The organism is Pseudomonas sp. S2_C11, from assembly GCF_054668395.1.
The window spans coordinates 4,843,042-4,854,459 of the sequence record NZ_CP162765.1 but is presented as its reverse complement, the minus strand read 5'-3'; the positions used below and the strand labels follow the sequence as shown (position 1 = coordinate 4,854,459).

10 protein-coding genes are annotated in these 11,418 nt (G+C 56.8%); 7 read left to right on the top strand and 3 right to left on the bottom strand.

What is annotated here, in order from left to right; genetic code table 11:
* Positions 1-8: 8 nt before the first annotated feature.
* Entirely contained in the window at positions 9-860 is an 852-nt protein-coding gene (gene motA, locus AB4N48_RS21885) for a flagellar motor stator protein MotA (RefSeq protein ID WP_024011357.1), read from the top strand.
* Between the two features lie 3 nt (positions 861-863).
* Positions 864-1,904: a flagellar motor protein MotB gene (gene motB / locus AB4N48_RS21880; protein ID WP_073471668.1), complete on the top strand. Its 1,041-nt coding sequence runs from the start codon at positions 864-866 to the stop codon at positions 1,902-1,904.
* A gap of 59 nt (positions 1,905-1,963) precedes the next feature.
* Here the strand turns inward: motB and AB4N48_RS21875 are convergent, their stop codons facing one another.
* The 3 genes from AB4N48_RS21875 to rsgA all read right to left on the bottom strand — a co-directional run bounded on the left by AB4N48_RS21875 (position 1,964) and on the right by rsgA (position 4,753).
* Positions 1,964-2,449 carry a toll/interleukin-1 receptor domain-containing protein gene (locus tag AB4N48_RS21875; RefSeq protein WP_041480739.1) on the bottom strand — a complete coding sequence of 162 codons (486 nt, stop codon included), beginning with the start codon at positions 2,447-2,449 and terminating at the stop codon, positions 1,964-1,966.
* The gene (locus AB4N48_RS21870) at positions 2,449-3,408 is read right to left on the bottom strand and encodes a caspase family protein (RefSeq protein ID WP_460094313.1); all 960 of its coding nucleotides are present in this window, start codon (positions 3,406-3,408) and stop codon (positions 2,449-2,451) included. Before AB4N48_RS21870 ends, AB4N48_RS21875 begins: the two co-directional genes overlap by 1 nt.
* Positions 3,409-3,721: 313 nt before the next feature.
* A complete protein-coding gene (rsgA, locus tag AB4N48_RS21865) occupies positions 3,722-4,753 on the bottom strand; it encodes a small ribosomal subunit biogenesis GTPase RsgA (protein WP_024011360.1) in 1,032 nt (343 codons plus the stop codon).
* Positions 4,754-4,860: 107 nt separating this feature from the next.
* On the opposite strand from rsgA, the gene orn reads away from it, so the two are divergent.
* The 5 genes from orn to AB4N48_RS21840 all read left to right on the top strand — a co-directional run bounded on the left by orn (position 4,861) and on the right by AB4N48_RS21840 (position 11,404).
* The gene (gene orn, locus AB4N48_RS21860) at positions 4,861-5,403 is read left to right on the top strand and encodes an oligoribonuclease (protein WP_016771957.1); all 543 of its coding nucleotides are present in this window, start codon (positions 4,861-4,863) and stop codon (positions 5,401-5,403) included.
* Between the two features lie 151 nt (positions 5,404-5,554).
* Complete coding sequence (locus tag AB4N48_RS21855) at positions 5,555-6,169, top strand: trimeric intracellular cation channel family protein (protein WP_177342722.1); 615 nt, start codon at positions 5,555-5,557, stop codon at positions 6,167-6,169.
* A gap of 177 nt (positions 6,170-6,346) precedes the next feature.
* Positions 6,347-7,372 (top strand): hypothetical protein, encoded by a 1,026-nt coding sequence (locus AB4N48_RS21850; protein WP_460094312.1) that lies wholly within the window; start codon positions 6,347-6,349, stop codon positions 7,370-7,372.
* Positions 7,373-7,556: 184 nt separating this feature from the next.
* Entirely contained in the window at positions 7,557-10,076 is a 2,520-nt protein-coding gene (locus AB4N48_RS21845) for a leucine-rich repeat domain-containing protein (RefSeq protein WP_460094311.1), read from the top strand.
* Between the two features lie 341 nt (positions 10,077-10,417).
* Complete coding sequence (locus tag AB4N48_RS21840) at positions 10,418-11,404, top strand: hypothetical protein (RefSeq protein WP_460094309.1); 987 nt, start codon at positions 10,418-10,420, stop codon at positions 11,402-11,404.
* Positions 11,405-11,418 lie beyond the last annotated feature (14 nt).

The following is an 11,418-nucleotide window of genomic DNA, read 5'->3' as shown; positions in this document are numbered from 1 at the left end:
TTCTACCTATGGCTAAAATTATCGGCATCATCGTCGTATTCGCGAGCGTGCTCGGCGGATACGTGCTCTCCCACGGCAAGATTGCCGCTCTGATCCAGCCCTTCGAGGTGATGATCATCGGCGGTGCGGCCCTCGGCGCATTTCTCCAGGCCAACCCCGGTTACATGACGATGCACGTGCTCAAGAAATCCCTGAGCATGTTCGGTTCGCGCTTCACCCACACCTTCTACCTGGAAGTGCTCGGGCTGATCTACGAAATCCTCAACAAGAGCCGCCGTGAAGGCATGATGGCGATCGAAGGCGACATCGAAGATGCCGCCGCGAGCCCGATCTTCGCCAAGTACCCGGCGGTGCTCAAGGATGAACGCATGACCGCGTTCGTCTGCGATTACCTGCGCATCATGTCCTCCGGCAACATGGCTCCGCACGAACTGGAAGGCCTGTTCGACATGGAACTGTACAGCCTCAAGGAAGACCTCGAGCACCCATCGCACGCGGTCAACGGCATCGCCGACGGCATGCCCGGTTTCGGTATCGTTGCGGCGGTACTCGGTATCGTGGTGACCATGGCCTCGCTGGGTGAGGGTGACCAGGCGTCGATCGGTCTGCACGTGGGTGCGGCACTGGTCGGTACCTTCTTCGGTATTCTCGCGGCGTACGGTTTCTTCGGTCCGCTGGCGCATTCCCTGGCCCACGATGCCAAGGAAGAGCTCAACGTCTACGAAGCCATCAAGGCCTCGCTGGTGGCTTCGGCGTCCGGCATGCCGCCGTCGCTGGCGGTCGAGTTCGGGCGCAAGGTTCTGTACCCGGCGCACCGTCCAAGCTTCGCCGAGCTGGAACAAGCGGTTCGCGGTCGCTAAGTCATGGAAAATAATCAGCCGATCATCGTCAAGCGCGTCAAGCGCATTGCCGCCGGGCACCACGGCGGGGCGTGGAAAATCGCCTTCGCCGACTTTGCCACGGCGATGATGGCGTTCTTCCTCGTGCTGTGGCTGCTGTCCACCGCTACGCCGGAACAGAAGATCGCCATCGCCGGTTATTTCAAGGACCCGGTCGGCTTCTCCGAAAGCGGCACGCCGTACATCATCGACTTGGGTGGCACGCCGACCCTGGCGCCGGAAAACACCCTCAACCCGGAAGTGAAGTCGCAACCGCAACCGGACAAGGTTACGGTCGACACCGATCAGGTTGAAGGCATGGCCGAGCAGGTCGAGAAGGAGCGTCTCGAACTGCTCCTGCAAGAACTGCAGAACAAGGTCGACGAGAACCCGCAACTGCAGAAGTTCAAGGATCAGATCCTCTTCGAAATCACGCCGAACGGCTTGCGCATCCAGATCATGGACGCCGAGAACCGGCCGATGTTCGACTCAGGTTCCGCACGCCTGAAACCGTACTTCGAGGACATCCTGCTGGCCATGGCCGACACCATCAAAGCGGTGCCGAACAAGATCAGTATCAGCGGCCACACCGACGCCAAGCCGTACATTGGCACTGGCGATTACGGCAACTGGGAGCTTTCGGCCAACCGCGCCAACGCGGCTCGCCGTGCCCTGGTCGCGGGCAGCTATCCGGATGCGCAGGTGGCGCGGGTGGTCGGTTATGCCTCGTCGGCGTTGTTCGATCGGGAAAACCCGTTCAACCCGGTCAACCGCCGGATCGATATTGTCGTGCTGACCAAGAAAGCCCAGGCCGCCATCGAAGGTGCGCAGGGGCCTGAGGCAGCGAAACCGGCGGATCAGGGGCAGAACGGTGCTGCTCCGGCAGCCCCGGTTGATCCGAATGCGTTGCCGGCGGACAAACAGCCAGTGCCAGCTCACGAGTTGCGCGAGCGGTTGAATCTGTTTGACGATGCGGCGCCGAAACCGGCTGAGCCGGGTGGGGCGGCGCCTGCGCCGAAGCAGTGAGTGAAAAAAAGCCGACAGTGATGTCGGCTTTTTTGTGGCTATCACAGGCCGGCACAGTCTCAGAATCCCCGACGAATCCGGTTCTTCAGCTGTTCATGAAACATCTCTGCATCGCGCTTGTAAGCCCCTTTGACCGATTCGCTGATCGAATCCAGCGCCATCGACCGCTTGTTCGACACCTCATCACGATACGCATCGATAAAGAAATCCAGATCGCTGGCCGTGCTCAGCTTCGGCCATTTGTCCAGATAGATCGGCAGTTGCGCAGGTCCGGTCTTGAACGTACAGATCCGCCGATTGCTGATCGTCGCCTCGCCAATTTCGAACGGCACCCACCACGACAGTGCAGTTGTCTCCGACACCACCGCCAGCAGATGCGTGCACTCGGTGATGTTGCGGGTAATGACCCCGGTGATGTCGTCCGTGGTCTGCGATTCCGGATCGAGGACATCGAGATATGTCCTGATCTTCGCTTGGGTCAGGCGGGTGTTGATGGCGATCGCATGGGCGCGATCCATGTGGCGATAGCTGATAAAGACTGGCATCAGAAATGTCCTTTGAGGGCGAGTTCGCGGTAATAGGCGCCGAGTGCCGTCAGGCGGCAGCCGGTGGAGTTGAGGGCGGCGTAGTACATGTGCTCGGCGTCGACCGGCTCGATCAGGCTGTGGCGGTTGCACTTCTGCAACTGGGCGAAGACCTCGCCGTGCTCAGGCACGAACGCCTTTTCGGTGGGCTCATGGCTGGGGTCGAGCGGGTAGACCGATTCGGCTTCGGCGAACCAGTCGGGCAATTTGCGCAGTATCTCCTTGGGGATCAGCGGCGAGACTTCGCGCAGGGAAATGAACTGCGACACATTGGTCTTGAACACCGGACGCTGTTCCCAGGCGCCGAGGGCGTTGTCGACAAAGGAATACAGACTGCCGGGGGTGATTTTGCCGAGGATATTCGCCGCGCCGCCGTGCAACGCTTGCAGGAGCAAGCCGGTGAACACGCCGTGCTGCGCGCCCTCCAGCGCCGGCTCGGTTTTTTTGCAGGCGGTGAGGATCGTCATACCCTCGCTGACCATGCTGCTCTCGCTGCGCAAGGCGCGCACTTCGCCGGCCGAACCGCTTTCGCAGCAGTCGAGGATAATCACTTTGTTTTTGATCCGCGTGGCTTTGTCCGCCCAGTTGAGGATGTCGCTGATGCGGATGCCGTCCTTGGCGTTGCGGTAGTCCTGGGGTATCAGCATGCCTTCGTCAGTGTCGGCGTCGAAACCGCCATGGCCGGCGAAATACAGCAGGGCGACGTTGCAGTCACCGGAAAACAACTCGCGGATCTGATCTTCGAGTTTTTGCCGGCTCAAATAATCCTCGGCGGACGTCAACACGACATTCTTGAAGTTGGGGTCGCCGTTGGCATTGGTTTTCAGCACCGAAGCCATGGCCATGGCGTCGTTGCAACAGCCGCTCAGGCCGCCGATATGCGTGTAATCGTTGATGCCGATGAACAGTGCCTTGCGCATGCTCATACCACCGTGTGCAGGCGGATCGCGCCGACGATGCTGTGGGCACTGCACGCGTGGATGTAGCGAGACGAATGGCGGATGAATAAAACACAGGTTGGCATGGCTTTCCTCGAAGGTCGCTGTGAGCGAAGGAGGAAAGGAATGTAGGCCGCTGGCAGAGACCTACAAGGGCTGCGCGGCAAAACAGAAAAGTCCTGCAAGCAGCCGCGCAAAAGCCTACGGCAGAGGCTTATGTTTAAGTGGGGGAGAACTGATTCAGATGCGGTCCGACAACCGGCAGCCCGTGGTGCGGGGCTGCCGGCGCGACTGTTTAATAACCGTTTTCGGGCAGGCTGGCGATGATCGAGCGATAGCTGTTCATCCGTTGCTGCTGGATGCGCCCATCTTCCAGCGCCTTGAGCAGCGCGCAACCCGGTTCGCGGTCGTGCTTGCAGTCGCGGAAACGGCAAGTGCCGAGCAGGTCATCGAACTCGATGAAACCGGCTTCGACATCGGCGCGGCTGACGTGGCCCAGACCGAATTCACGGATGCCCGGGGAGTCGATCAGTTCGCCGCCGCCAGGGAAGTGGAACAGGCGCGCGGTGGTGGTGGTGTGCGTGCCCTGACCGGACAATTCCGACAACGGCCCGACGCGGGTTTCGACTTCCGGCAGCAGGCTGTTGACCAGCGACGACTTGCCGACGCCGGACTGGCCTACGAACACGCTGATGCGCCCGTCGAGCTGCTTTTGCAGCTGTTCCATGCCATCGCCGTGGTGAGCCGAGACTTCCAGCACCGGATAACCCAGCGTGCGGTACACCGCCAGCAACGCGTTCAGCGCCGGGGCGTTCTGCTCGTCGATCAGGTCGAATTTGTTCAGCAGCAGAAGCGGGCGGATGCCGGCATGTTCGGCGGCGACCAGATAGCGGTCGATCAGGTTGGCGTGCGGCTCGGGCAGCGGCGCGAAAACGATGACGATCATGTCGACGTTGGCGGCAACCGGCTTGAGCTGGCCACGACTGTCGGGGCGGCACAGTTCGGTGCTGCGCGGCAGTTGCGCGACGATCACGCCAATGCCTTGGTTGCCGGCGCGCCAGACCACTTTGTCGCCAGTGACCAGCGCTGGCAGGTTGGCGCGCAAGTGGCAACGGAACACTTGACCGGCGAGTTCGCCGTCGACGGCTTCGACTTCGACCTGCACGCCGAAGTGGGCGATCACCAGGCCGTGTTGCTCTGGGCCAAGGTCGCCGCCCTCGAGGGCTTCGACCGCCGAGGACTCGCGTTTGGCGGCGCGTGCGGCGCGCTCGCCCTGGATCTTTTCGATGCGCCAGTTTTGACGACGATTGAGTTGGCGTTTGGCCATGGGTGTTCCGTCTGAAGAATGCAGCGATTAGGTAAAACGGCCGCGAGTTTAGCACGCCCGGCCACCGGCCTAGGCTAAACTGCGCAGCATTGCCTAGGAGCCCGAATATGCAAAATCCGCAGAACCTGATCTGGATCGACCTGGAAATGACCGGTCTGGACCCGGACAACGACGTCATCATCGAAATGGCCACCATCGTCACCGACAGTGAGCTGAATACATTGGCCGAAGGCCCGGTGATTGCCATCCACCATAGCGATGAAGTGCTCGCGCGCATGGACGAGTGGAACACCCGCACCCACGGCAACTCCGGTCTGACCCAGCGTGTGCGCGACAGCCGCATCAGCATGGCTGAGGCAGAAGCTGAGACCATCGCCTTCCTGGAAAAGTGGGTGCCGAAGGGCAAGTCGCCGATCTGCGGCAACAGCATTTGCCAGGATCGTCGCTTCCTTTATACCCATATGAAGGCGCTGGAAAGCTACTTCCACTATCGCAACCTCGACGTCTCCACGCTCAAGGAACTGGCCGCGCGCTGGGCGCCGGATGTGCGCGACAGCTTCAAGAAGGGCAGCACCCACCTGGCTTTGGATGACATCCGCGAATCGATCGCCGAGCTGCAGCACTACCGCAAGCACTTCATCAAGTTCTGATGCGGCGGCATCAGCCCTGACGCTTTCGCGAGCAGGCTCGCTCCCACATGGAATGCGGCTTATGTGGACGCGAGCCGGCTCGCGAGAGGCGCGCCCTCTTCTGGTGCGGCGCCGAAATGGCTAGACTGCGCGCCTTCCTGCCTGGACTGCCATCATGTTGCTGATGCTATATCTGATCGCCATTACCGCCGAAGCCATGACTGGCGCGCTGTCCGCCGGACGACGAGGCATGGACTGGTTCGGCGTGGTGCTGATCGCCTGCATCACCGCGCTCGGTGGCGGTTCGGTGCGCGACGTGTTGCTCGGGCACTACCCGCTGACCTGGGTCAAACATCCGGAATATCTGGTGCTGACCTCGGTGGCAGCGATGTTCACCGTATTCGCTGCGCGCTGGATGCGCCACCTGCGCTCGCTGTTTCTGGTGCTCGACGCGGTGGGGCTGGTGGCGTTCACCTTGATCGGCTGCATGACCGCGCTGGAAATGGGTCACGGCATGCTGGTGGCATCGGTCAGCGGCGTTATCACTGGTGTGTTCGGCGGCATCCTGCGCGACATTTTCTGCAATGACATTCCGCTGATATTTCGCCGCGAACTTTATGCCAGTGTTTCATTCGCTGCGGCATGGTGCTACATGTTTTGTCTCTATATAAATGTGCCGGGCGAACAAGCCATTCTGATCACTTTATTTGGCGGGTTCCTGTTACGTCTGCTGGCCATCCGTTTCCATTGGGAAATGCCGAAGTTCGTCTATAACGACGAACATTGATCATTCTTGCGTTGGTGTATTGGAGGCTGGTTTAAAGGCGTATGAGTTGCCGGCGGCTGGTGCGCGCATATTTCTTACACTTTTCACTTTGATATTTTCTCGGTGGGTATGTAACTTTTTTTGCTGACATGTTTTCGATGTCACTATCAAGTTATATTCTCACAGAGGAGCTGTATTATGAGTGAAAGCATGGATGCTACAGGTAATCAACAAAACACTTCGCCCGTTCTTGTGGGGTTGTCCAGTCTGAAGGTCAAGTTTGACGCCAGTGATAACACTCAAAGCAGGGCACTTTTTGCTAATGGCCGGATGCAAGTCAAAGTTCAGGTGCTGGTTGCCGGAGTAGACGCCGACGGCAACGCTGTGCATGTACCGGAAGATGTAATGGAAAGCATCCAGCTTATTCATTACGCGACCGGCAAGACCTTGCGCGATGGTTGGGTCGCGAGCGCAGTCCAAGGCCGGTTTACGCGTGAGGCACGGCCTGCACCGGATGCCTTGGACAGGCACGATGATGATCTTGAGAATGACAGCGTTCATCCACAGGTGCGTACGTTCTGGGTTTCCTCGTCGAGTGCCGGAACGACTGAGGTCGGTGCGCGCCTGTCTCTCAACGGGGAGAGGATTTTGAGCAACGGAACCACCCCTGCCAGTGTTCATTACAGCAGCGTGACTCTGGAGGCTGAAAAGCCCGCGACATATGGAGTCTTTCAGTTGTATCAGAACAGGATTGGTAATGAGTCGCCTGGTAATCGTATCTGGAAGTACCATCTGGGGCTGTACCCGGACGGGAAGCAAATCCGCCTGGTCGATTGGATGGTCGAGGGGGCTGAAGAGGGCGAAAACCTCGATTTTGCGGGCGGGAACAGGCTTAACGAAATCAAAACCAATTATATGAAGTGCATTTTCGTCCGTCCCGAAAAAACCAGTGTGACCGTCACCTTGCCTGATAGGGGTGATCCGTTTGTATATGCTTTCACCGGCGATGCGCAAACATGGAATCACAAGCATTACAAAGTAAATACTCAAAGCGACGGAGAACTCACTATTGTGCAGGCGTTATCCGAATACTCGGAAAATACCGGTGCGCAAAAATATGGAAGTGTCCTCTACTTTATCGCTATCGATGAATATGGTACCGGGCATAAGTTGGCGATTCGCGTGAGTTTTTATGAGCGCAATTTGTCTCTTCAGCGAGGCTGAGTTTCATCATCCATTGATGCAATGTCTTGGGATGTAGTAGCTGTATATGCGTTTGGCATCGCGGCTGCAGATAAGCTGCCATGTTCGATGATCAGGCATATGCACGAAAGTGCTTTATCTGATGTCTTGCGCTGGCCCGCAGCGATGTGTGGCCAGCGTCACCACTCCTCAAGGATGAGCATTCATGACTGGCAAACCGCCGAAAATCAAACCTGTATCTGCCCCAACCAGACCCATCGAGTCCAGCGGGGATGGCCTGCCCCGGGCTCTGAACCCGTCTTCGACAATGCCGCATTCGACTGTTGCACATCATCAGGGACCCTTGCCTTCGCCATCTTCTTCAGATTCGCTTGCAGTGATGCCTGTCATCAGTGTGAGCACGAGGCCGAAATATTCCACGATCGACGAGTTCGCAAGTGTGTCCGCAAGGAATTCGCTGGAGAACTACTGGATACCCACGCAAGAGCGTCTCGACAAGACCGATGCATGGGGCATCGCAATCATGAAGCAGCGTCAGTATGTTGCCGTCGCTGACAATCACATCGTACAAGTGGTCCGAGACCCCGAGAGCGGCCTGTTTCGCGCCACACATGCCAGAGAACTGCATCCTTCCGGTCCGCTGTTGAGGCCTGACAGCGAGGGCCGTTTGTGGCATCCGCTGGATGATCCTGAGTCGGCCAATCCAGTTGCAACTGTCTTTACCGGACAAAATCGCACGACAGAGCTTCCCGGCACGGAGTATTCAATAAAGGATTTCCCTCCACTGATGACCCAACGCATATTTGCCGTGAGCGGCGTCGACGCGATGATGGCGCACAGGTCCGACATTCATCCCGCTTCGCTGGCATTGCTGCAGGACACTGCGAGGCGCTTCGCCCTCGATCAAAAGATCCGCCAGTTCATCACCCAAGTGCAACATTCCGATCCGACCGTGCGTGCGCAAGCCGATTCACAACTGCAGGCTTTGTTAACGCTACAGGCAACTGATCTGAGCGAGCGCGTTATCGAACAGTCCCGCGCTTTGCTCTTTGAGCAGAGCGAGCGGGCGTTCGAACTCGATTGCGATGACAATACGTTGCAGATGCGACGGATTTTTCCTCATCTGCCCAAGACGATTGCTCAGGCGTTGTGGCGAGAGGCCAGTGGCGCCGACCACAGGCATTTGCGCCTGCGGCCGGGAATGCCGCGGCACATGGCAGAAAAAACGCTGGTGGCGCTACGCGAGGTGCGTCTCGCCAGGGCGTGCGAAGGAATCTATCTGGATGCGGTAGCCAGCCTGGACAGTGACCAACTGGCTTTGCAGATGCTCGGGCAGCTTGATCAGTGGCCGCGACAGATTCGTATCGAGATTCGTCTGCAAGCGTCAGAGGGTGAGTCATTGAGTGCTATTGGCGATGCTCGATCGCCAGTGCGGCACATATTGATTCGTCAGCATGAAGGCTACGTTATCCAACGCAGCGGCATCGCGTCCCCTCAGGATCGGATGGATCTGTATGCCGCCGTCTGGCGCCTTTTACTGCCCGGGCAGCGCCAGTTGCTCGGTGTAGCGCAGGGCGGTGGTGCGGCGCTGCGGCAACTGGTACGCGCACAGCCATTGCCGTCGCGCCAACGCGTGAGCGAATTGTTGGGACTGGCACCGGTGCAGGTAACGGCTGTTCCGGCCAGCGCCCAATACGCGCAAGCGGGGCTGCGAGGCGGCGGCGATGTCAACCCGATGTTGACAGGATCCGTTGTGGAACGTGTCCGTAGCCTCTATCCGCAGCTTGCTGACAAGGAGTTGGCCGCGTTCGTTTCCGAGCGCCTGGGATCTGAGCCGTCCACAGTTTTAGCGCGCCTGGAGACAGACCTCGCAATATTGCGCAATGAATTGGCGATCTGGAGTGCGGAAGGATTATCGACCCAAGCGGACTCTTCGCAGGACGCAATGCAGATCGCAGAACAGCGCCAGGCTCGCGAGCAATTTAGCGCAAAACTGCAAGATATCTGGCGACGCAAGTCGGTTTCCAGGTGGGGTTACGGTGACTATCATTTTTCCCATCATGTCGATTTTACTGGTGAGTTACCAAGATTATCCGCCAGGTTCGACTATGTAACAGAGTTGATATTGACTGTGGAAACGCCAGGCGCACGCATCGGCGCTTTTTTTGACAGTTTTCCCAATGTTCAATATTTGATGGTCACTGGCATAAAAATGGAGGACTTCCCGTCAGGGATATTCCAAATGCGCCAGTTGCGTCAACTGGTGCTGGACGATTGCTCGCTTGAATTATCTGAAGCGACGGCTGAAGGTGTGTCCAGGATCGAGACACTCACTTTGTTGAATCTGGCCAACAACCCTCTGACAGTTGCTCCGCATGTAGGCTTCATGACAGGTTTAACCGAGTTGATGCTATATAACGCCAATCTCTCCAGCCTGCCTTCCGGTATAGACAGGCTTGGAGATCTTCGGGTCATGGCGTTACAGGATAATAATATCTCAGACGTAGGGGGCGATCTGTTCGATATTCCGGATACTCAAGATCTATATGTTGGTTTATTGAACAATCCGCTGAGTGACGAGTCGATGCGGCGGATTAATCAATATCTTGAAAATTCCAGTATGGACCGGAAAGTGGAAATCCAAACGGAAGAAACAGTTTCAGACGTTGATTCCGATAGTGAGTCATCGGAGAGCGGATTTTCGACAGGTCCAGATAGCGACTGAGTGTTGTCGAAAGTAACGGATCGATCACGCTGCCAACATGATTTGGCAAACATAAGCTACTCGCTGACTCCCCTTCCGGTTCGGGTTGATTGAATTCGGAAGGGGTAACAGGCCTTCGTGGGCCAGAATCATAGGGGCGAAAGGCTTAGTGTTGAATCTCGTAACATGCAGATCGCATTTTTTGAAGTTATTAGCATCTGTGTGAATTATTAAAGATGATGTTGAAAGTTTGCTTTTTCACAAAATGTCAAATGTCGCGGCTGTTTATATTTAAATTCGACGTTAATACTTTGCCGAGCCCTTGAAGGGCGAAATATATTAATCGGCTGAGGTGTTATCAGATGTTTGATGAGCAAGTTGGTATTTCCCGTATCGAGGTAAAACTCGACGCCACAAATCATGGTCAGCACAAAGTGCTTTATTCCAACGGTCGCATGCAGGTGCGTGTATTGGTGCTTCTGCACGGTATCGATAACAATGGCGACGGCGTATCGCTGCATGGACATCCTGCATTGCCGTCATTGCGGCTGATTGCCTACAACGGTGCTCGGCCTCTGGAGGGAGACTGGAGTGTTTCGATTCAGGAAAATCGTTACGCTCACGAAATGTCGGGTGGGGCAACGCGCCTGACAGAACTCCCTCGGGTCAGTGACAACCAGATAAGCAACGCCGCAGATCCGGTACAGATTTTCCAGTTCTGGGTCTCGGCTTCCCGACCTGGAATTATGGAAGTAGCTGCCGAGATCTCCTTGAATGGCGTGGTATTGCGAAGTAATGGGGTTGGTTTCGACAGCAGTGTCACGCTGGAGGCGATTCCTCCGAAAGAGTACTCGCTGAGCAGCTTTTCATTGAGCAAGTATGATGAGAAACGGCAGAGGGGTCGATACGATTCGATTCAGCATTATCATATTGCCCTGCGCGCTGAAGGCAGGCAGATTCACCTCCTTGACTGGTACAGCAGTGAGGTGAAACTTGATCCTTATGATTCCGAAGAGGCGGTGCAAGTCTATGTGTCCGGTAATATCCCCGGAATACAAGGTAGTCGCAAAGTTTTTTATGGCTATATGGCACCGATATATGGCGTGCAAGCAACATTCCGCAGTCCCCTGAGCTACGTTACCGTCCCTATCAATAAGGTGCCTGGGCAATTAACCCTTATTCAATATCTTTCCGCTGACCCGCAAGCAGCACGGGAAAATGAAAGCGCATTCGAGTTTGCCGTGTTCGATGAGTTCGGTACGGAGCACCGCCTTTGTATCGATGGTGATAAAGAGCGGCTCACTTTTATTCTGGATCAATCCAGGCGGTCAATGAAGCAGCTTAGCTGACTTCGTTGTGTGGT